General features: G+C 47.2%; 18 protein-coding genes and 1 pseudogene. 12 read left to right on the top strand and 7 right to left on the bottom strand.

Annotated features, from left to right (window positions below; translation table 11 throughout):
- Window positions 1–269: 269 nt before the first annotated feature.
- Both H6F52_RS26515 and H6F52_RS19530 read left to right on the top strand, forming a co-directional pair.
- A pseudogene (locus H6F52_RS26515) lies at window positions 270–437 on the top strand (tetratricopeptide repeat protein); the annotation flags it as partial.
- 10 nt (window positions 438–447) lie between these two features.
- Window positions 448–657 (top strand): hypothetical protein, encoded by a 210-nt coding sequence (locus tag H6F52_RS19530; RefSeq protein ID WP_190412164.1) that lies wholly within the window; start codon window positions 448–450, stop codon window positions 655–657.
- Window positions 658–788: 131 nt separating this feature from the next.
- Here the strand turns inward: H6F52_RS19530 and mutY are convergent, their stop codons facing one another.
- The 3 genes from mutY to H6F52_RS19515 all read right to left on the bottom strand — a co-directional run bounded on the left by mutY (window position 789) and on the right by H6F52_RS19515 (window position 3,620).
- Window positions 789–1,913 (bottom strand): A/G-specific adenine glycosylase, encoded by a 1,125-nt coding sequence (gene mutY / locus H6F52_RS19525; RefSeq protein WP_190536475.1) that lies wholly within the window; start codon window positions 1,911–1,913, stop codon window positions 789–791.
- Window positions 1,914–1,943: 30 nt separating this feature from the next.
- On the bottom strand, window positions 1,944–2,291 hold the full coding sequence (locus H6F52_RS19520) for a DUF760 domain-containing protein (RefSeq protein WP_190412166.1): 348 nt from the start codon (window positions 2,289–2,291) through the stop codon (window positions 1,944–1,946).
- A gap of 369 nt (window positions 2,292–2,660) precedes the next feature.
- The gene (locus H6F52_RS19515; RefSeq protein WP_190412167.1) at window positions 2,661–3,620 is read right to left on the bottom strand and encodes an RNA polymerase sigma factor, RpoD/SigA family; all 960 of its coding nucleotides are present in this window, start codon (window positions 3,618–3,620) and stop codon (window positions 2,661–2,663) included.
- Window positions 3,621–4,349: 729 nt separating this feature from the next.
- Here H6F52_RS19515 and H6F52_RS19510 point away from each other — a divergent pair.
- The gene (locus H6F52_RS19510; RefSeq protein ID WP_190412168.1) at window positions 4,350–4,994 is read left to right on the top strand and encodes a histidine phosphatase family protein; all 645 of its coding nucleotides are present in this window, start codon (window positions 4,350–4,352) and stop codon (window positions 4,992–4,994) included.
- Between the two features lie 4 nt (window positions 4,995–4,998).
- Window positions 4,999–6,045, top strand: coding sequence for a glucokinase (locus H6F52_RS19505; protein WP_190536474.1), 1,047 nt, complete (start codon window positions 4,999–5,001; stop codon window positions 6,043–6,045).
- An 88-nt stretch (window positions 6,046–6,133) separates the two neighbouring features.
- On the opposite strand, the gene H6F52_RS19500 is transcribed toward H6F52_RS19505, so the two are convergent.
- Window positions 6,134–7,468: an ABC transporter substrate-binding protein gene (locus tag H6F52_RS19500; protein ID WP_190536473.1), complete on the bottom strand. Its 1,335-nt coding sequence runs from the start codon at window positions 7,466–7,468 to the stop codon at window positions 6,134–6,136.
- Between the two features lie 435 nt (window positions 7,469–7,903).
- Here H6F52_RS19500 and H6F52_RS19495 point away from each other — a divergent pair, with 435 nt between their 5' ends.
- The 3 genes from H6F52_RS19495 to H6F52_RS19485 all read left to right on the top strand — a co-directional run bounded on the left by H6F52_RS19495 (window position 7,904) and on the right by H6F52_RS19485 (window position 11,077).
- On the top strand, window positions 7,904–8,677 hold the full coding sequence (locus H6F52_RS19495; RefSeq protein ID WP_190536472.1) for a YebC/PmpR family DNA-binding transcriptional regulator: 774 nt from the start codon (window positions 7,904–7,906) through the stop codon (window positions 8,675–8,677).
- A 203-nt stretch (window positions 8,678–8,880) separates the two neighbouring features.
- Complete coding sequence (locus tag H6F52_RS19490) at window positions 8,881–9,336, top strand: orange carotenoid protein N-terminal domain-containing protein (protein WP_190412172.1); 456 nt, start codon at window positions 8,881–8,883, stop codon at window positions 9,334–9,336.
- A gap of 394 nt (window positions 9,337–9,730) precedes the next feature.
- A complete protein-coding gene (locus tag H6F52_RS19485; protein WP_190536471.1) occupies window positions 9,731–11,077 on the top strand; it encodes an FAD-dependent hydroxylase in 1,347 nt (448 codons plus the stop codon).
- Here the strand turns inward: H6F52_RS19485 and H6F52_RS19480 are convergent.
- Window positions 11,043–11,876 (bottom strand): slipin family protein, encoded by an 834-nt coding sequence (locus H6F52_RS19480; protein ID WP_190536470.1) that lies wholly within the window; start codon window positions 11,874–11,876, stop codon window positions 11,043–11,045. The genes H6F52_RS19485 and H6F52_RS19480 overlap by 35 nt on opposite strands.
- Before the next feature lie 648 nt (window positions 11,877–12,524).
- Between H6F52_RS19480 and H6F52_RS19475 the strand changes: the two genes are divergently transcribed.
- Entirely contained in the window at window positions 12,525–13,934 is a 1,410-nt protein-coding gene (locus H6F52_RS19475; RefSeq protein ID WP_190536469.1) for a hypothetical protein, read from the top strand.
- A gap of 356 nt (window positions 13,935–14,290) precedes the next feature.
- Window positions 14,291–15,697: a CHAT domain-containing protein gene (locus H6F52_RS19470; RefSeq protein ID WP_190536468.1), complete on the top strand. Its 1,407-nt coding sequence runs from the start codon at window positions 14,291–14,293 to the stop codon at window positions 15,695–15,697.
- Window positions 15,698–15,709: 12 nt separating this feature from the next.
- On the opposite strand, the gene H6F52_RS19465 is transcribed toward H6F52_RS19470, so the two are convergent.
- A complete protein-coding gene (locus H6F52_RS19465; protein ID WP_190536467.1) occupies window positions 15,710–17,299 on the bottom strand; it encodes a glycoside hydrolase family 57 protein in 1,590 nt (529 codons plus the stop codon).
- 212 nt (window positions 17,300–17,511) lie between these two features.
- Between H6F52_RS19465 and H6F52_RS19460 the strand changes: the two genes are divergently transcribed.
- Window positions 17,512–18,276: a hypothetical protein gene (locus tag H6F52_RS19460; protein ID WP_190412178.1), complete on the top strand. Its 765-nt coding sequence runs from the start codon at window positions 17,512–17,514 to the stop codon at window positions 18,274–18,276.
- 210 nt (window positions 18,277–18,486) lie between these two features.
- The gene (locus H6F52_RS19455) at window positions 18,487–19,725 is read left to right on the top strand and encodes an EcsC family protein (protein WP_199300645.1); all 1,239 of its coding nucleotides are present in this window, start codon (window positions 18,487–18,489) and stop codon (window positions 19,723–19,725) included.
- A gap of 145 nt (window positions 19,726–19,870) precedes the next feature.
- Here H6F52_RS19455 and H6F52_RS19450 read toward each other — a convergent pair whose 3' ends face one another.
- Window positions 19,871–20,095: a hypothetical protein gene (locus H6F52_RS19450; RefSeq protein ID WP_190412179.1), complete on the bottom strand. Its 225-nt coding sequence runs from the start codon at window positions 20,093–20,095 to the stop codon at window positions 19,871–19,873.
- Between the two features lie 235 nt (window positions 20,096–20,330).
- Between H6F52_RS19450 and H6F52_RS19445 the strand changes: the two genes are divergently transcribed.
- A complete protein-coding gene (locus H6F52_RS19445; protein ID WP_190412180.1) occupies window positions 20,331–21,122 on the top strand; it encodes a cobyrinic acid a,c-diamide synthase in 792 nt (263 codons plus the stop codon).
- Window positions 21,123–21,168 lie beyond the last annotated feature (46 nt).

Raw genomic sequence — 21,168 nt, 5'->3', positions numbered from 1 at the left:
GAGTTGCTTCTTTATTGTACGAAGTTGGTTGGGTGGTCTCAGAAGCCCCGGCGATTAGAAATCGTGGCTATACAAACGAAACCCGCCTTCGCGGGTTAAGAGGGCGATCGCTTTGACTTTAGTTCGGTTGCTTTACCTTTGAAGGTGATGAGAAAGCCGAACCGTTATACAAGCAAGCATTGGAAATGCGGAAACGCCTGGATGGAGAGAAGCATCCTGATGTAGCTAAAACCCTCAACCACCTAGCTTAGCTCTGCGAATTTCAAGAGCGATATGATGAGGCTGACACCTTTTACAACCAATCCTTAGAGATTTTTGAGGGATGCTTAGGGACAGAGCATCCAAGAACTATTAAGGTGAGTGAAAAGCTGGAACGTTGCCACGCTCAAGCAGATGAGCGATCGCTTCAAAATTCAATAGAAACAACTGAGGATTAAATCAGCTGTTATGGAAGAACTATTAGACCTGAAAGAATTACTGCTAAAGGGTGACATCCAAGGATCGTTAGCGATTGTAGAAGAAGCCTACTTGAATGCTATTGATGAGGCTTCCCTAGAGGTAGAAGAAGGACGTTATGAGCCAGAAGAATTAGAACAACTCATTAATAAAAAAGAGATTCTAAATCGTGCCTTGGCTTTAATCTTACCGCCAGCGTAAAGTCGTCTGGAAGTCAGAATGATACTAAAAATTTTATAAAAAAGATTGAGTGCGATCGCACTATTCCCTCTTTTCTTTGCGTCCTTTGCGTCCTTTGCGTCTTTGCGGTTCGTAAATCGAATTAGAAAATTCTAAGCCTGCCGCAGGGCATCGATAATTTGGATGTTCGCTTTGGGAAAGGGAAACTGATCGATTTCGTCCAGTGTCACCCAGCGGATTTCATCGGATTCGATCGGTTGGGGAATGCCTGTGAGGTGGCGACAGTGATGGACGTTGAGGGTGACGCGGAAGTGGGTATAGGTGTGGTCAATGGTGATGAGATGTTTGCCCACTTCAATTTCAATGCCCAATTCCTCCTGAATTTCTCTTTTAATGCATTCCTCGACGGTTTCACCAGGCTCTAATTTGCCGCCAGGGAATTCCCAAAGACCGCCCAGAAGACCGTTCTGGGGTCTACGATCGATAAGAATTTCTTTCTGCTCGTTCCAGATAACGGCAACGCCAATGTTTTTGTGGGGGATGGGGGAGGAGGTTTCGCGCATGGGTAAAGTTGACTGAATATTCAAATTGTATGCACGACAGTGGGACATCCAGGGACATCTGTTGCAGGCTGGGTTGTGGGGAGTGCAGATAGTGGCTCCCAAATCCATCAGCGCCTGATTAAAATCTCTGGGCTGTTCGGGGTCGAGGAGGCTCTCTGAGAGCTGCCAGAGCGGTTTTGTTGCTTTTGTTGGTGGCATTGGCAATGCTACCAGCCGCGCTAAAACCCGCTTGACGTTGCCATCTAGAATCGCCACGGGTTGATTGAAGGCGGCGCTGAGGATGCCTCCGGCGGTGGTGCGTCCAATCCCGGATAAAGCTAAAACGTCTGATAGGTGGGTGGGAAAAATTCCGTTGTGACGCTGGATAATTTCCTGAGAGGCTTTGTGCAGATTACGGGCACGGGCGTAGTAACCGAGTCCCTGCCAAGCTTTGAGGACTTGCTGCAAGTCAGCAGCGGCGAGGGTTTCAATTGTGGGAAATTGGGCTAACCACCGCTGGTAGTAAGGAATAACTGTTTTTACCTGGGTCTGCTGGAGCATGATTTCCGATACCCAGATGGCGTAGGGGTCGGCGTGGTGACGCCAGGGGAGGTCTCGACCGTTTTGGGAGTACCAGGCTAGAAGCGATCGCCTAAACTCCAAAATAGCAGAACTCGGCAGACTGACTTCCCAGTCTGCCGAGCCGCTTTGTTGCTGCAATTGCAGTACAATCATCGGAACTGGCGCTGATGCCGCTCAATTTGCCTATTCAGCATCAGATACATTGACTTCAGTAGCACCTGTCAAGGCATTTTCAAAGGTCATTCTTTGTTCGGCGTTCCGCAAGAAATAGCCGCTAATCATCGCCGAAGCCAGCATACGCCCTAAGTTTTCACGATTGGTGGTGATCGTTACACCAAAATGTTCTGGTGGTAGGTGCCCCAACAGCCCAACAATATTGCGTTCCATCACCTGAAATACTTCCTGAGACGCGGGTTTGGAAAGCTGAGTAATCGTCTCTGGACTCATGGATTGGACGTATTGCCAAAGCAAGTTGCCGCCTTCCGACTCACCTTCAAAGAACTCTGAGACTCGATTTGACGGGTTGTTCACTTTGTTTCTCCGTACTTTCTAGAGGCAGCTACTCTCAAATCCTTGTACCAGGGTAGATCGCTGCTCAATACTTGTTCTATCGATCGACTCGGAAACTAGCTCCGAGAGTTGTAAATCCTTCTAATACCCTTAATTTAGCAGGCTCCTTCCGGGGTCACAGTGGGCAGAACCGAACTTTAAACGGCGGATTCTTTTACCTTTATTAAGTGCTGAGAAAGTTCATACTCAAAACTTAAAACTGGCTACTCAGTCCTCAGTCCTCAGCCCTAACTCCTCAGCCCTGACTCCTAATCCCTGACTCCTAATCCCTGACTCCTCAGTCCTCAGCCCTCAGTCCTCAGTCCTAACTCCTCAATCCTGACTCCTCAATTAGCTAGCCGCAATATATTCCCGCATATCGGCTTTGCGCTTGCGAAGCTTGGAGAGGGCTTCCCGTTCGATTTGCCGTACTCGTTCCCGACTGATGTTGAGAAGTTCGCCAATTTTTGCCAACGTCATGGCTTGTCCATCGGCTAAACCAAACCGCAGCGCTAATACCTCGCGTTGTTGAGGCGTTAAGTCTGACATTAGTTTTTCTAAGTCAACTTGGAGGGAAGATTGAGTTGCGAAGTCTTCTGGGGAAGGGCCGGTGTCTTCCAGTAGTTCTACCAGTTCTGTATCCTGATTATCTCCGACACGCAGATCCAAAGAAAGGGGCTGACGCGCCCGCTCTAGGTACTCCCGAACTTGCTTGGGGGTCAATTCTAGTTCGGCGGCGAGTTCGCCGACTGTAGCAGCTCGTCCCAGGTTTTGAGCAAGTTGGCGCTGAGCTTTCTTAATTTTGTTGAGTTTTTCGGTGATGTGAATGGGGAGGCGAATGGTGCGTCCTTTTTCTGCGATCGCGCGAGTAATCGCCTGCCGAATCCACCAATAAGCATAAGTGGAAAATCGGTAGCCTTTGGTGGGATCAAATTTTTCGACGCCCCGTTGCATTCCCATTGTGCCTTCCTGGATCAAGTCCAAGAGGTCTACGTTACGTTTGATGTACTTTTTGGCAACCGAGACGACGAGCCGCAAGTTGGCTTCGACCATCTTGCGCTTGGCGATTTCACCCACTGCGATCGCCTGCTGTAACTCTTTCTCTGACAACCCAGTTGAAGAAGCCCACGCCTCGTCGGTTGGCTCGTGTCCTAACTGCAACAAGAGTGAATTTTTTACTTCCTGCAAGGTGGCTAAGCGCTGTACTTGTTTTCCATAAAGGATTTCCTGCTCGTGAGTAAGCAGGGGAACGCGCCCAATTTCTCGCAAGTAAGCACGGACGGTATCTGTAGAGGTCTGAGCAGTTTTCATAGCGCTGAGTCTTGAATCAGAGCGATAATTTAAAGCGATCGCAATTGTAAACTATTGTAACCTTTCTGAAAGGAGCTGTGTCTATCCCAAGAGGGGGGTTCCCGTGCCGTTTCCTTCAACATCAGCTAGTAAAAGGGTACCCACGAATCCATCGGATAATTGCATCTTGAGAAACAAAATGAGAAAAATCTTGCAGATGCTTACTGACACTCAGCGACATTGATAGGTGGGGGTAGGACGATGCTCGCGGCACCTTGGTCTCCAGGAAAAAGTATTACGAAGCGTTAGCAACTCCAATTGAGCAATTGCTCTCATCAGTGAGGGACGCGATCGCGGTATTACATTATTGCACCAGGTCTGAGAGCGAAAAGCCGAAAAATAGGGATTTTCTTAAGCAAAAGGATGACTTTCTGGGCGCAAAGTGCCAGAAAACCTGGTAATCGCAGTTTGAGGAGAATCCGGTCTGTCTATTCCGCTTGGAAAACTTGGGAGAAACGACTGAGATTGATTTTGCAGAGTATATTAAATTGGCAGCTTGCTCAAGAGGCTGCGATCGCCATCGCTTTCTACCATTTTGGATTTTAGATTATAGAAGACGAGCTAGCGATAGCGAAGCGCTGACTTGTCAGTTCGCGTCTGGAGCCAGCTGCCACTTCCAACAATTGATTGGCGGCGACCTTTAGGTGAAATCGTATCCGGCTTGCTCTTTGCTCATTATCCCCTAAACCCATGACCCAAACCGTCTGGATTGCAAGACACGCCAACCGCCTCGACTTCGTGAACCCCGACTGGTTCTTAACCGCCGAACGTCCCTACGATCCACCCCTGTCTGAGGACGGCGTGGAACAAGCCAAACAACTCGCGCAGCGCCTGAAGGGAGAAAAGATTGCCCATATTTTTGCCTCGCCCTTCCTGCGAACGGTACAAACGGCGCACCAAGTTGCACAAGTGCTGAATTTACCAATTAAACTTGAGTCTGGCTTAAGCGAATGGTTAAATCCTCACTGGATGCCAGCGATGCCTGAAAGATTGTCAATGGAAGCATTACACGAGCAATTTCCCCAAATTGACCTCAGTTACACTTCTCGCGTAATCGCGAATTATCCCGAAACTGGGGAAGAAGTAATGGAACGCTCTGGGGAAGTCGCAAGACGCCTTGCATCTGAGTTTTCCGAAGATATCTTATTGGTGGGTCACGGTGCATCAGTGCTGGGTGCAACTCTCGGTATCCGGGGGGGTACAGCCGAAACTGAAGTAAACGCGGCGCTGTGTTGTTTGGTTAAGCTGGTGCGCGATGGTGAAGAATGGGTGATGGAACTCAATGGAGATGTTTCTCACTTGAGTCAAACTGAAAAAGTCATCCGGTTTAATTAAGGTCATGGGATTGTTATTAGCAGGGGATATCGGGGGTACTAAGACGATTCTGCGCTTGGTAGAAGCGTCTGATTCTGGGGAATTATTGCAGACTCTGTATGAGGAGATTTTCCCCAGTGGCAATTTTCCCGATTTGGTGCCAATGGTGCGGCAGTTTTTGACGGCGGCGGCTGGACAACTCGGCGAGACACCGAAACCGGAAAAAGCTTGTTTTGCGATCGCGGGTCCTGTTGTCAACAACACCTCTATCCTGACAAATCTATCTTGGTCGCTTGATAGCAAACGGCTGGAGCAACAACTGGGAATCGCTGCGGTTGGTTTAATCAACGATTTCGCCGCAGTTGGCTATGGTGTCTTGGGTTTAACTGGATCAGACTTGTACACTTTGCAAGCTGGCAAGCATCAGGAAGACGCCCCGATTGGCGTGATTGGTGCGGGTACCGGCTTAGGACAAGGGTTTTTAATCCGCTTAGCATCCAACGCCCATAAAGTTTTCCCCTCGGAAGGCGGACACGCTGACTTTGCACCTCGCTCGGAGTTAGAATTTCAGCTGTTGAAATATCTGCTCGATAAGCACAATATTCAGCGAATTTCAGTCGAGCGAGTGGTTTCCGGTCTAGGCATCGTCTCAATTTACCAGTTCCTAAGAGATCGGAAAATTGCTGAGGAATCGTCAGAAATTGGGCAGATGATTAGAAACTGGGAACAAGAGATCGGGCAGAAAGACAAGACGATCGATCCCGCTGCGATTATTGGTAAAGCTGCTTTGGAAAAGCGCGATCGCTTGTGCGAACAAACGATGCAAATCTTCGTGGAAGCTTACGGTGCCGAAGCCGGGAATCTTGCCATCAAACTATTACCTTATGGCGGTCTTTACGTTGCTGGTGGCATCGCCGCCAAAATTCTGCCGTTGATTCAAGAAGGCAGTTTCCTCCATGCCTTTCTGAACAAAGGTCGCGTGAGTCCGTTACTCGAAAGAATGCCGGTGCATATTGTGCTAAATCCGCGAGTGGGACTGATTGGAGCCGCCGTCTGTGCTGCTAGATTGTAGCCAGTGTCAATAATGGGAAACGCTTTCGGATTGCCAAGAGGGGATACTTTGGCGTCTTTACAAATTTGCTGTACCGAAAGCGTTTAAATTACTTAAAAATCAAATCTAGCCGCTGCTGGGCGTTTTTGAGTGCTTCCTGGGGCGAACTTTTGCCGAGTAAGACAGATTCCAGCGCTCTGCCGACATTTTCGGAAACCCGATTATAACCCGTGAAGATAGGACGCGATCGCCCATACTTTGCCTGCTCTAAAAACACTTTCACCGCCGGTTGTTCGGCGACAAAGGCTTGATATTTGGCACTTTGCCGCGCCTTCAGATTTACGGGTAGGTAGCCGGTACCGAGTGCCCATTCGGTCTGAAATTCCTCTCCCGCAACATATTCAGCAAACGTCCATGCCGCTTTTTCTCGGTCTGGGGTTGTTTTTAAAATAAACAGATTCTCGCCCCCCGTCGCCGTAGCTTGTTCTTTTTGCGCTGGGATAGGGAAAACGCCAAAATCAACGCCGGTGGCTTTCAGTTGCCCCAGCGTCCAAGGGCCAGTTAGTTGCATTGCGACCTTTCCAGCAAGGAAGTTATCTGTCTCATAGCCTCTTTCTGGTAGAGACAAAATGGTTGAGCCATCTTCAATTAAATTGCGCCAAAATTGAAGAGCAGCGATCGCGCCTTGATTGTTGGCTAAAGCGATCGCAGAAGCTTCTTGCCCTTGAGCATTTCCCAACTCACCGCCGCCACTCCACATAAATGGCAACCAAAGGAATACTGCAAATTCTCCCTTTCCTAAGGGCAAAAACATCCCGTGTTGGTCGATGCGCTTGTCGCTATTTGTATCGCGGGTTAAAGTACGAGCAACTTGCCGCAATTCGTCCCAAGTTTTGGGCAACTCGGTTATTCCCGCGGCTTTAAACAAACTGGGACGATAAAAAACTCCGACATTATTCGTCCCAAACGGCACCGACCAAGTATGACCCGCGTACTGCATTGATTCAAACAACGCGGGGTCAATTTCGTCGCGGACGGGGGATTGCGCCAGCCAATTTTCCATAGGCGCGATCGCATCCAATTCTACTAACTGACCCGTCAGCGTTGCGTTAAACCACAACAAATCCGGCGGCGCATTTCCCACTACCGCTGCCAAAATTTTTGGTAACTGCTGATCCGCTTGTCCCACATAAAGGGATTCCACCTGAATCTTCGGATGCGCCTGGTTGAACTTGTCTACCAGCGACTGCAACACATCCCGATTCGGCGGCGGATTCACCCCTTGCCACAACGTCAGTCGGATGACATCCGCGGCTTCCGAACGCCCCGACTGTAGCTGACATCCTGCCAATCCTAACAGAACAATGCTTAATAGCAACCCCCGGCTCAAAAAAATCCACAGTTTTTGGAAAAAATTACTAGACCCGTTAAATCCAACTGACATAATTGAATGCCCAATTTTGAACCGAAACAGCTTTAAAATACTCATCATCAGCGACTAAAAGCCATCTTTTTGCTTAAAAACAATTGGTTTTTGCAAATATTTTTTACACTTATAATTTTCTTGCTTAAACTAAAACATCTGCTTGATTGATTTAAAGTAAAGCTTTAGCTATTGGCTACGCAGGGTATAGAAACAAGATTAAGAGGATGTCTGAGAAGTGTCAAAAGTTGATTTTATCCTCCCAGTCCCCCTTAAAAAGAAGGGATAAGTTTCTCAAAGACCCCCAATTTATCGGGAGATTTAGGGGGATCTCTACCGTTTAAGCGTCTCGATTATGACTTTTCAGGCATCCTCCTAAGCGGATAGGCTTGGTATGAAGTACGGTTGATTTTTGTTTATCCTATGTTTGGACGATCGTATAAATAATTTCAGTCTATGGCTGGACATAGTAAGTGGGCAAATATTAAGCGTCAGAAGGCGAGAGTGGATGCAGTGAAGGGCAAAACCTTCACCCAGCTAGCTCGCGCGATTATTGTGGCAGCTCGCAGTGGTATACCAGACCCAGCAGGTAATTTTCAACTCCGCACGGCGATTGATAAGGCGAAGGCGGCTGGGATTCCGAATGAGAATATTGAACGAGCGATCGCAAAAGGTGCGGGGACTTGGGGTGCAGATGGCGCTCAGCTAGAAGAAATTCGCTACGAAGGTTATGGTTCCGGCGGCGTGGCAATTTTGGTGGAAGCGCTCACCGATAATCGCAATCGTACCGCTGCTGATTTGAGAGCAGCTTTTAGCAAAAATGGCGGTAATCTCGGTGAAACAGGCTGCGTCTCGTGGATGTTTGAGCAGAAAGGTGTCTGTATCCTGCAAGGCGTGGTTGACGAAGAGGAGCTATTGGAGGCGTCCCTGGAAGGGGGCGCTGAGTCCTACGAACTGACACAGGAGGAGGATACGGAGGGAGCCGACGTGTTTACCTCTGTGGCAAATTTGGAGAACCTAGAGCGAACCTTAAAGGAGAAAGGCTTTAAAGTCACCGAGGTGGAACTGCGCTGGATTCCTAACAATACGGTGGGAGTTGGCGATTCACAGCAGGCGCGATCGCTCCTCAAATTGATTGACACCCTAGAAGGACTCGATGATGTGCAAAACGTTACCGCTAACTTCGAGATGGCGGATGAGCTGATGTCTCTGAGTTTAGTGAATGGCTAATTGATGGGAATTCTGTTTTCCCTGCCTTAAGAGCGATCGCGTGTCTCTACATCCGTCTTCAGGCGCGATCGCTATCTCTGTCTTAAGCGAGGTTAATCTCCGGTCGCCAGCTTATTAAATCTTAATATTGAGGCAAAACGAACTTGTTTCAGCGGCTCACTTCCCTGAGCTGTCATTAAAGCAAAACAATCGGAGATGCATAAATGACATTTACTACCAACGACACCAGCAAACAAGCCTTACAAAAGTTTCAGGGCTTTGATGTAGATACTCAGCTTGCCATCCTGTGGTTCGGCTACCTCGACATCAAAGACCAACTGACACCAGCAAATGCCACTTCTGCCCAAGAAGAAGCTGCCGCCTTATACCATGCAATCCTGGCAATGCCCAAGGAAGAACAGCTACAGGCGCAACGCGACATCGCTTCACGAGCCGATACTGATATTAGCCGTGCCTATAAAGCTGTAAGTTCTAGCTCTAAGCTGGATGTGTGGCTCCGGTTAGCACAAGGCATGGACAAAGGTGAAATCATTACGGTGCCTTCTGACTATCAACTGCCCGAAGAAACCAACGATTTTGTTGCTCAAATCAAGCAACTGGACTTTGAAGAGCGGATTAATTTCACCCGCAGTGCTGTAATCGAAATGGGTGCTAAGTAGTCTGAAGTTGTGCCCTTTGAGAGTATGAAATCAGTCTTAAACATTGCACCGATTTTCAAAACATCTCTTCTAGAGACCGCTAATAAGAAAGAGGAAGCTTCTTCAGATGCCTAACCTTTAGCAAGCTTCCTCGTTATGCATCCCCCACTAATTGTTTTGCAATTAGTGGGGTAATTTTTTATTCTACCAAACTGCATCCAGAGCATCGGTGTGTTGTCCTCTCCCTAACCCAATACTTGTTGGCGTCCAAAAACCGAATCCCCAGCCACCAAGGGCAAGGAAAGAGCCTGGGGATTCGGTTGTTTACTAGACATCGCGCTTCTCAACTTGATTGCTCTATCTGTTCGCGTCACAATAGTAAATATTCTTATTGTTTTGACTAATTTTGTTAACAATGGCGCTGGAACAGACCGTTCAAACAATTTCGTCGCCGCAGACATCGGCAGCTCCACAAGGCTTTGACTACGACTTAGCAATTGTGGGCGGTGGAATTATTGGGGCAACTCTCGCTTGTGCCTTAAAAGATTCTGGGCTGCGGGTAGCGTTAATTGAGCGATCGCCCCAGTCTGCTGCTGTTGCCATCGGACGCGCTTATGCCATCTCCCTCATGTCGGGGCGCATTTTCGAGGGTATGGGGGTTTGGGATAAAATACTGCCTCAAATCAATGCATTTCAACAAATTCGCTTATCTGACGCCGATTATCCTGGCATCGTGCAATTTTCTCCCCAAGATTTAGGGACAGAAAGGCTAGGGTATGGGGCGGAACATCGGGTGCTGCTGACGGCTTTGCAGGATAGCTTGAGAGATTGCCCGAATGTGTCTTGGTTGTGTCCGGCGGAAGTGGTAAGTGCAGACTATCAAGCTGACGCGGTAGAGATCGAAATTGCTGTCAGAGGGGAGATCCCCCACTCTAAAATTCAATCTTCTCAAGCCTCGGAGATCCCCCCCAATCCCCCCTCAAACAGCGGGGGCGATCAGGGGAAGCAAACATCCAAAATCAGAACGCGCTTGCTGGTAGCGGCGGATGGGGCGCGATCGCCCATCCGCGAAGCCGCTGGTATCCGCACCCAAGGCTGGCATTACTGGCAATCCTGTGTGGTGGCAACGATTAAACCAGAAAAACCCCACCAGAATATCGCCTACGAACGCTTTTGGCCTAGTGGCCCGATGGGGGTTCTACCGCTACCGGGGAACCGCTGCCAAGTTGTTTGGACTGCCCCGCATACAGAAGCGAAAGCTTTGAAGGAAATTGACGAAAAAGAGTTTTTGGCGGAACTGGAACGACGCACTGCTGGACTGTTGGGGCGTCTAGAACTAGAAGGCGATCGCTATGTTTTCCCGGTGCAATTGATGCAAAGCGATCGCTACACGCTTCCTCGACTCGCCTTGATTGGTGATGCTGCCCATTGTTGCCATCCAGTGGCGGGACAAGGCATGAATTTGGGGATTCGGGACGCAGCAGCGATCGCCCAAGTTTTAAAATCTGCCCATAATTTAGGTGAAGATATCGGGGATTTACAGGTACTTAAACGCTACGAACGCTGGCGTAAACAAGAAAACCTAACAATTTTAGGCTTTACCGATTTCTTAGATCGGATGTTTTCTAATAATTGGTTGCCAGTGGTAGCAATTCGCCGCTTGGGTTTATGGATGCTGCGGCGAATTCGCCCCGTTAAGACCTTTGCTTTGCAGCTAATGACAGGGCTTAGAGGGCGTCATCCTGAACTGGCTTCTCGGTAAAAATTACCTCTGGTTGAAACGGACGTACCTCGGCTTGATTACCATTCGAGATTCCTGCGGTCAAATTCTTTGCCGCTTGAATGATATCGGACGGCATCATAATCACCGTCGTCGTATTATTTTCCGCCCCAATTTCTGTCAGCATTTGTAGGCGTCGCAGCTCTAATACAGCGGGGTTTTTCATAATCATTTGAGAAGCTTCGGCTAACTTAATTGAAGCTTCCTGTTCTGCCGCTGCTTTAATGAGCCTGGCTCGTTTTTCTCGAATAGCTTCCGCTTCTTTTGCCATTGCCCGTTGCATCGCCAGGGGAATTTCCACGTCTTTCATTTCCACCCGTTCAATCACAATCCCCCAAGGTTCTGTGATTTCATCGACTATTTCTTGGACTTTGGTGTTAATTTTATCCCGGCTTTGTAAAACATCATCCAGGATATTTTGACCAACCACATTCCGTAAAGTCGTCAAGGCGATTTGGTAAACCGCCATATTGTAATCTTCAACCCGATTGATCGCCTTTGACGGGTCAAGAATTCGGTAATACAGAACAGCATTCACTTTAATCGTAACGCTGTCCGCTGTAACGGTTTCTTGGGGTTCGATATTCACTGTTTTTGTGCGGACATCGATCTGCATTTTTTGATCGATCCAGGGAATAATCCAATACATCCCTGGCCCCATAACGCCCTTTGTTCTACCCAGTCGAAAGATGACGCCGCGTTCGTATTCTCGATCTAGTTTAAGTCCAGAAGCTGCTAGAACGAAAAAGAAAACTAAAAGTGTGCCTAGAGTGGTGCCCATATTTGGCAAAAGGAAATCCTTACTAAGCCCATTCTAGACTCGCTGACAGAGTTATAGCAGGATACCGATTACCAGCCGGATCTGGCAAACCAAAGCAGCAGTATGGATGCCACGCACAAAGTAATAAATTGCAAAACAATTATTTGAACTAACCACCGAATTGTTAAGATAATTTTCATAGCCTTCTCCTCACTTATATCTGACTGAAAAATTGCAGATGTCTCCAATATTAGCGATTGATTAATGGAGACTTGTGATGAAAGGGTTGCCCAAATGTGACAACTTTTGTCCAGGTTTGTGATGATTGTCACTTCCGCCTCTTCTCAGCCACTGAATTTGGCTGTGTCGAAAACAGGAATTCCCAAAAGCAGGAGCGTTTCGGCATAGACCTTCCTGCGAACAATCCTTCCCGTACACTACCACTGCATTATCACAATTTTCTTTTTTAGCACGATGGTTGCCGTTTCCCCTAATCCCCTAATCATCATGGATTTATGAGGAATTCTAAGTAAAATAAAATCTGGCGAACCGGATTGGTCTTGCCTGGTTGCAGCCATATTACCGATTCGTCAACTTGCTTAGTATAGATTGCGAGTTTTTCCAGAGAATTCCATACTTTTTTAAGGAATAGACTCATCTGACAGACTTATGGAATCAAAACTCGCTATCAGAAAGCCTCCCGTCCGCCACCGCTGGTTTGAGAGATTGATGGCAATCATTGCCACGATCAACTTTGCTTTTGTGTTGTTTGATCTCAGTTATATACCCTGGCGTGATTTCTACCTTCGGGAAATTTCCAGTCTCATTCAGGTGTACGATCCAATTAAAGGAATTGAACCGCATCGAGAAACACAAGCTTATCTCAATCGGGTGAACGAACTGGAACAGCAAGTGATGCAGACTGGGCTAGAGTCAGCAGAGGTAGAAAGCTTGCTACAGGACTTGCGTAGCCGCAGTAATGAAATGATTGAAGATAATCCATTTGCGCTGGCGAAGAAAAGCGGTGCTTTAGAAAAAATTAAGAATCAAGTGCGCGATCGCGTGGGGAAAGAATCTGCCCATCAAGCCTTTAATCAATTTTGGAGTCAAGCTTATCTTTCCCAAGCCGGTTGGCAGCAAGAACTCAACTTCTTTAATACAGAAACTCGCCCTCTGATTCAGACTAACTACTATCGCAGTTTGGGAATCAATGGAAAATTTTTTGATGAATTTTGGTTGCTTGACTTACCGTTTACAATTTTATTCGCTCTAGAATTTTTGGTTCGCACTTTCTATATCAGACGCCAATATCCTAACTTTAGCTGGCTACAGGGAATGCTGCGGCGATGGTATGACCTGTTTTTGCTGCTACCCTTGTGGCGGTGGCTGCGAGTCATTCCGGTAATGGTTCGCCTCTATCAATCTGAATTACTAAATTTTGAGCCTGTACGGCAGCAAATTAACCATGATTTTGTAGCTAACTTCGCTGAAGAATTGACTGAAATTATGGGGATACAGGTAATTAACCAAATGCAAGGAGCGATTCAACGCGGCGATCTCGCACGCAGGCTGTTTCATCCGGGGAATAGCCGCCCCTATATTAATATCAATAACACTAATGAGGTGCAAGCGATCGCAACCCGCCTGATTAACCTCAGTGTCCATAATGTTCTCCCCAAAATTCAGCCTGATTTAGAAGCTTTAGTACATCACAGTCTAGAAAGTAGTCTCAATCAATTTCCGGTTTTTCAGCAATTCCAAAATATTCCGGGTTTGAGCCGTTTACCTAGCCAGATTAGTGAAAATCTCGCTAAAAATTTATCTCAAACTGCTTACAGCAACGCCCTGAAAGCAGTTGAAGATCCAGTCGGGACAGAATTAACGACTCGGTTAATTGATAACTTTGGAAAAGCTTTAGAGGTGGAATTACAGAAAAAAGACAACTTTAAGGAAATCGAATCTTTACTTGTAGATATGTTAGAAGAAATCAAAATTAACTACGTCAAATGCATTGCCGAAGCCGGAATGGATAAAATCTTAGATGAAGTGGAACAATTGCACCAAATTGTTCGGCGATAGATTAAGAATTTACCAGTTTTTTTCAAACTTAGGCTGGAATGAGCTAGGGATACGGTATTGCCGTGTCCCGGAGAGTGGCATCTACGCAACTCAGATGTTGCTATATTTCTTATCTTCTCTCCGGAAAACGAGGGAATAGAGAGAGAAGGGAAGGGAGAAATCCTATTTCCGATGCTTAAAGAGAGGATAGAACCCCTTCTATGTAAATTTTTACAATTGAAATGCTCCCAAATAGTAGAACTTTGGCTGTCTTTGCTGTTACTCGAAAAAATATGCGCTAACACTATCTATATCTACTCGTGAAGTGCATCGCTTAAGCTTAATCTTCCAGTCATCTCAAAATTAGCGAGGCCGCTATGAAATCAATCGTGAGTAGTGTTAGCTTGTTGCTAGCAGTACTACACCTGGTGGGAATCAGCACAGAACGGGTACAGGCACAAGCAATCATTCCAGCACCCAATACTACTGCCACCGTATCTGGTGCGGAAGGGAAGATTCTTCTGGCACAAGCTGCTACCCCCACCAAATTAGACAATGCTTTCGACCGAGAAAATTTAACGGAGATAGTGCCCCAAATTGAGCAAACGTGGGAAAAACAATATGAAGATTACTTTCGGCTCAATTTCTCCGACGAGTCAATTACAGCAAAGGATGTCGCCGATACTCTAGGCAAAATCGCGGTTCAAACGGGTCAAAAGCCTGCTCTAATTTATGTAGTGCCTAGAGCAAAACAACTAGAACTGGTGTTGATTACTCCGGGGAATCAACCGATTCACAAGCGCATCTCGGAAGCGAAGAGTGAAGTCCTGCTCAAAGAAGCGGCAAAGTTTAGAGAAAATATCGTAGATCCCAGACATCGGAATAGTACCCGCTACCTGCCAGCAGCGCAGCAGTTATATCAGTGGATCGTTGCACCACTGGAGGCAGATTTAAAAACAAATAAGATAGACACGCTAATCTTTTGTGTGGGTGCTGGTCTGCGGACTATACCGCTGGCAGCTTTCCATGATGGGCAAAAGTTTCTGGTGGAAAAGTATAATATTGGGCGTATTCCTGCCTTCAAACTGACGGATACCCTCTATGTCTCTCTGAAGAATTCGCAAGTTCTGGCGATGGGTGCGTCCAAATTCAAGGAGCAAACTCCCTTGCCTGCGGTGCCAGTAGAGTTATCTGCGATCGCGCAAAAGCTATGGCAGGGTAAATTCTTCTTAAACCAACAATTCACCCTGGCGAATCTGCAATCGCAACGCGCCTCAGAACCTTATAAAATTATTCACTTGGCGACTCATGCTTTCTTCGAGCCGGGAGACCCGAGCAACTCCTACGTTCAGTTATGGGACGCGAAACTAACATTGGATAAGATGCGGCAATTACGGTGGAACTCTCCACCCGTGGAACTGTTAGTCCTGAGTGCTTGTAGAACTGCTCTCGGCGATAAACAAGCAGAATTAGGCTTTGCGGGGTTAGCCGTTAACTCTGGAGCGAAGTCTGCGATCGCCAGTTTGTGGTCTGTTAGCGATGAAGGAACCTTAGCGCTGATGACAGAGTTTTATCGGCAACTGAAAACTGCGCCGATTAAAGCAGAGGCGCTCAGGCAAGCTCAGATAGGGATGGTGCAAGGGAAGGTACGCTTGCAAGATGGTCAGTTGCACAGTTCCAGAGGGGAGATATCCCTGCCGCCAGAACTGGCAGGAATTCAGAACGTGAATCTATCGCACCCCTACTATTGGGCTGCCTTTACCTTAGTCGGCAGCCCCTGGTAATTTTTAATTGGATTAAAGAGGTCGATAGACGCGATAGTTGATTTTGGGGAAGATGTTGTCAATTTCCTCGACTTTTTCTAGCCAACCGCTGTCGATTTTGCCATCTTTGATTTCGTCGTAGAGTTTGTGGAAGCGCATCAAGTGCGATCGCGTTCTTCTCACCGCATAAGGCACCATCGTTCCGGTTCGCATAATAAACGCCCAGTCAGAAGATTGTGCCAGCAGCACTTCCCGCGCCGCTTGATTGAGCGCTTTCCACTCCAGCTCATCCGCTGGTTCCCGCCGCGCCAGCTCGATCATCCGCTCTGCTGCCTTATGCAAGTGCGGGTAAATCCATGCGTTCGTTTCATTCAGCCAATACTCGTGGAAGCCTTTATAACCCCAACTCGACTGAGAAGGACGGCAGACTTGCTGCGTAGGATTCTCTTGTAAATAATCAGCCAAATGCGTCATCCGATACGTGCCTTGGTCATACCAAGACTTGCGGAACAGATAATCGATAAACCAAGGACCTTCGTACCACCAGTGACCAAACAATTCCGCATCGTAAGGCGAAACAATGATTGGCGGACGCTGCATAATGTGGTGCAAATGCTCAACTTGCCGCTCTCGGTTATAGGTAAAGTTAGCAGCGTGTTCAGCAGCCTTTTCCCGCGCCCAATAAGGGTCATAAAGTTGCTTATCGCCCAACCCTAAACCGCGCCCAGTAATCTTGTGATATTTGATGCCCGTATTCTTCCGCTGACCGTTGGGCATGATGTAGGGCTTAATGTATTCGTATTCCGCTTCCCAGCCCAAATCTTTGTAAAATTCCCGATATTCCGCCGCACCGGGATAGCCTACTTCCGAAGACCACACCTGTTGCGAAGACTCGTGATCTCGACCAAAGGCAGCAACTCCGGTTTCTGTAAAGATAGGCGCATAAGAGCCAAAGCGGGGACGGGGACGGGCGTAGAGAATACCATGTCCATCCGTCAGGAAGTAGCGCAATCCCGCATCAGCGAGCATCCGCTCTAACCCTTCATAATAGGCGCATTCCGGCAACCAAATCCCTTTAGGAGGACGCCCAAAGTTTTGCTCGTAGTGTTCTACTGCGACCTGAATTTGTGCCCAGACTGCCTGAGGATACATCTTCATCAGCGGCAGGTAGCCGTGCGTTGCGCCGCAGGTGATGATCTCCAGGTTATTACTATCTAAAAATTGCTTAAACGCCGTTACCAAGTCGCCGTCATAGCGTTCCCAGGTTTGACGAATCTCGCTAAATTCATGAACGTAATGTTCGGCAAGATAGCGAATATGACCGTTATTCGCATTATGCTCAACTTCTAGTTCAACGAGTTCTTCCAGTTTCGCTAAGTGGTCATCGTAGCGCTCTTGCAGTAGCGGATCGCGCAGCATCGACACCAAAGGCGGTGTCATGCTCATGGTGATCTTGAAGTCAATGCCGTCCCGCTTTAAGCCTTCAAATACGTGCAGCAGAGGAATGTAGGTTTCGGTGATGGCTTCAAACAGCCACTCTTCTTCCAGAACGTAGTCACTTTCAGGATGCCGCACGAAGGGCAGGTGGGCATGGAGAACAAGAGCAAGATAGCCGATGGGCATAGTAATTCTGGGGTCTTAGATGGACATGAAATTGAAGCAGGCTGGGCAAAATTGAATTTATTTTAAGATTTTACGGCGAAAGCGAGTCAGCATTCGGCGGGTATCCCCAATAAGTTCCGGTGGTGGTTCGCCTATCCTGGTAATTGACGATCGATTTGCCTGCTCTGTTTTGAAATCAGCGTAAAGTTCAACCTGTGCTAAAAAAAGTAACTTTGACACTTAGCCTGTTAACCGGCGCTCTTTGCGTTGGTGGCTCTTTTCAATCTACGTTCGCCACTCCCCTTATTGTTGCCCAAGAAGCACCTGTCCAAACACCCGCCCCAGAACCAAAAGTCGCTCCATCCGCACCAGCTTCAGAAGCCTCCCCGGCAGCCTCCCCAGCACCGACCACTCAACCAGCGTCGTCTGAGGTAAAGCTGACTTTAGAAGATTTGCCTGCTGGGTTTCAGGAACTCCCACCGGATGTAGCCGTTGAGATTGCCTCCAAATTGGATGTTCTCAGACAACAACTAACGCAAGCGAACATGAAGCCGGAGAACTTCTTTGCTTTCGTTAATCCGGAGAACTACCAAATCGTTTTGGGCTTCACTGGAAATATGCCAAATCAGCCCGAACAAGCTAATTTTGATGCGGGTCTGCAAGAAATGCAGAACCCTCAGAAGCAACAACAGATGTTGAGCCTACTGCGGGAGAGACTCAAAGCATACCAGGGACTAGAAGTTGTAGAATACAAACCCCTGCCGGAACTGAATAACTTGGGGAATGCTTCTAGTGGGATGACGCTGGCTCTGAAGATACAACAGCAACCTGTGCGGATGGATATCGCTGCTTTTCGCCGAAATTCGACAGGAGCGTTAACAGCGGTGATGTACGTCAATGGGAAAAAGCCTGCGGTGCAGGTAGGAGATGTGGTTCGCAAGCTAGATAGCCGGATTTTGCAGGTGTCTCCTGCTGCCAATCTGCCTCGCGCCCGCTAAAGATCGATAGAAGGCGATCGCGCTGAGCTTTCTCTCTTCTGCCATAGAGGGGGATTGAAGGCGATCGCGTTGCCCAACCAGATTTAAATCCCTTTCGGGGACTTAAATCTGGTTGAAAGTTCGCGGTTTTTCTTTCCCCCGATACAGGCGGAATCGAATTTGAGTGAGATATGCTCGCAGATAAACCCACCGGGCAATAGGAATTAAACGATGGATGACAAGCCGGGAATCGTGTCTGAAGAGACAGAAGCAAACTCCTCAACTTCTGTCTCAAAAACAGACCATGCGGAATCTTTAACGCAATCCACGGATGTCAAGAAGCCATCGTTCTTCGATTCAGTTGCGACTGCTGGGCAAGCAGTGGCGAAAACAGTAGCCGGAGTCGGCATGGCAGTTGGTAACACTGCCTTCCAGACAGGTAAAGCTGTAGCGACAACGACGACTGGGGTAGCTCAAGCGGCGGGGAAACAAGCGCAAAAATTGATCGAACAAACCACACAAGGCGCAGGGCGTGCAGTGACTTTTGTGGGCGACAACTCATTTTTGCGGCACGTCACGAGGGCGTTACCCACGAATTGGTTGCTGGGGATTATCAATCAAGTTGATGTGGTAAAAGCTGAAGCTGATGTTCAAAAGCTACAGCAAAAGTATCCCGACGAAAAACCGAATCAGATTGCTCATCGTCTGATGATGGAGAAAGCGGTTTATGGAGGCGGGATGGGACTGGCGACTAGCTTGTTGCCGGGAGCAGCATTGGCGTTGCTGACGGTTGATTTGGCAGCAACGACGCTATTGCAGTCAGAGATGGTTTATCAGATCGCCGCGGCTTATGGATTAGATTTGAAAGATCCCGCGCGTAAGGGTGAAGTGCTGGGAATCTTTGGTTTGTCTTTGGGCGGTTCTCGTGCAATTAAGGCGGGTTTGGGTTTGTTAAAAGCGACGCCAGTGGCGGGTGCTGCAATCGGTGCTAGCGCGAATGCGACGATGATCTATGCGCTGGGGTATGCGGCTTGTCGCTTTTATGAGGTACAGTTGCATTCTGAGGCATCGACGGAAAAGCTGGTAGAGTCTCAGGCAGCAAGCGAGAAGTATTTAGAAACTGCGATCGCGCAACAAGCGATTATGGATCGGATTCTGGTTCATATCATCGTGGCGAGTCATCCAGGCAAATCTTGGGAAGATATCTTACCGTCGTTACAAGCTGCCAAACTTAGCCCTGCTTCTCTAGAAGCGATCGCCAATAACATCAATCAACAACAGCCTTTAGATACGCTTCTAGATCAACTCAATCGGGACTATGCGTTGCCGCTGTTAGCTCAGTGCCATACAATCTCCCAACTAGATAGCGCAGTGACACCAGCAGAATCCCAAGTCATTGAAAAAATTACCCAAAAATTTGATGTTGACGTAGAAGCAATTAAAAAAATTGCCAGTTCGATACAAGGCTGACAGACTCTACTAACGCTTGTGCGCGATCGCTCTCATCGCCCCAGTCTGCTTCAAAAAGCGAAGATTGGGGAACGAATCTCGTGCGTTTTTGTCTGTTGAGTGTTAGTCAGGCTTTTGATCTGGGAATCCTAGGAAGGAGACGATACTAAATTTCTCTCCTGCGATCGCTGCTAGCCATGACGAAACAGTGGAATTTTCGAGAACAAACCAGCGCCGGGGAAGAAGCACGCACTAGCGTTGCAGCTTTGATGAACAACAAGGCGTGCAACCAGGGGTACGACTTCTCTGCTCGGACTGGATTCTGTAGCGCTACGTCAGCATCAATAAGTTTAAGTTTGATTGCCTCATCTCTTGCATCTGAAAAACTCACCCCTCAGCTTCTTTCTCTTGTAATCAAAGCAGAGAATTACTTCTCTTTCCTGGCAGGATAAACATTGCAGGAAACGCTTCCTGGTACAAGAGATGAGATTTAGGAACTCCAAGTAACTAAATAGGCAGGTAAAAATAAATTTAAAAAATTAATTCTCAACTCAACTTAAGAAGTGTTCGGTTGTTTGAATTTCTTGATGATTAGGTTTGTATACTTACTGATATTTTTTTTGGTTATGACTGAACAAATCTCTCAAATAGCGGCGATGTTTGAACTTGGAGAATCAGAAAGTATTCTTGATAAACTCCCTCCAGAAGCAAAAAAATGGGCGGAAAGCTTGCCTTGGAGCCAGCGCCGTTATGTGCTGTCATTGTGTCATCTAATGTGTGCGGCTACTCCAGAAATGCAAGCCGAATTTCTGGATGATTATACGGCTACTGGCTTAGTTGCCAAAAGACTTCAAGACAAAAATACTCAGCAACGAGTCCAAGACTATTTAACACAATTTCACCTTAAGTTAGACTTAAATGAATCAGTTTTAAGAATTTATATTAGACAGTTTTATATTCATTCAGCTCAAGATGTAAGTAGGCAGCCCGAATTGTACTTAGAATCAGCTCTGCGGCTGGTTCTAAGTTCAGAAGAACGCAACAACGTATTTAACTACATCTTGGGGTTTGAACTAATTAAAATGATGTTTAAAATGAGCTGGTTGCAGCATGAAAGACTCTACCAGCTACAAATTAATCAAGAAGAGTTTTTAAATACTTATATAAAACCAATTCAACATGCTCATCGAATTAATGCAATCGTCGTTCCTAGTCCTAATAATCGGTTTTTTGACAAACGTAATTATTTTGTACAAAAACCTGTAATTACGGAGAGGAAGTTAATACAGCTAGTTATCGCTACTTTTAATACGGATTTAGTTACTCATTTTGGTTTTACAATTATTCGACATCTCAACTCTTTAGTTTTTGACTATGAATATATCTTTGAGGATGAACAAGAAGGTGTATTTAAATAATCCTAATTTGCTTTGGGCTTAAAACTTTATTAGGTTGATCGCGTTA

Origin of the sequence: Coleofasciculus sp. FACHB-542 (assembly GCF_014695825.1) — a bacterium.
Lineage (GTDB): Bacteria > Cyanobacteriota > Cyanobacteriia > Cyanobacteriales > FACHB-T130 > FACHB-T130.
Note: the sequence above shows the minus strand (reverse complement) of the source record. Positions and strands in the feature narration are given on the sequence as shown.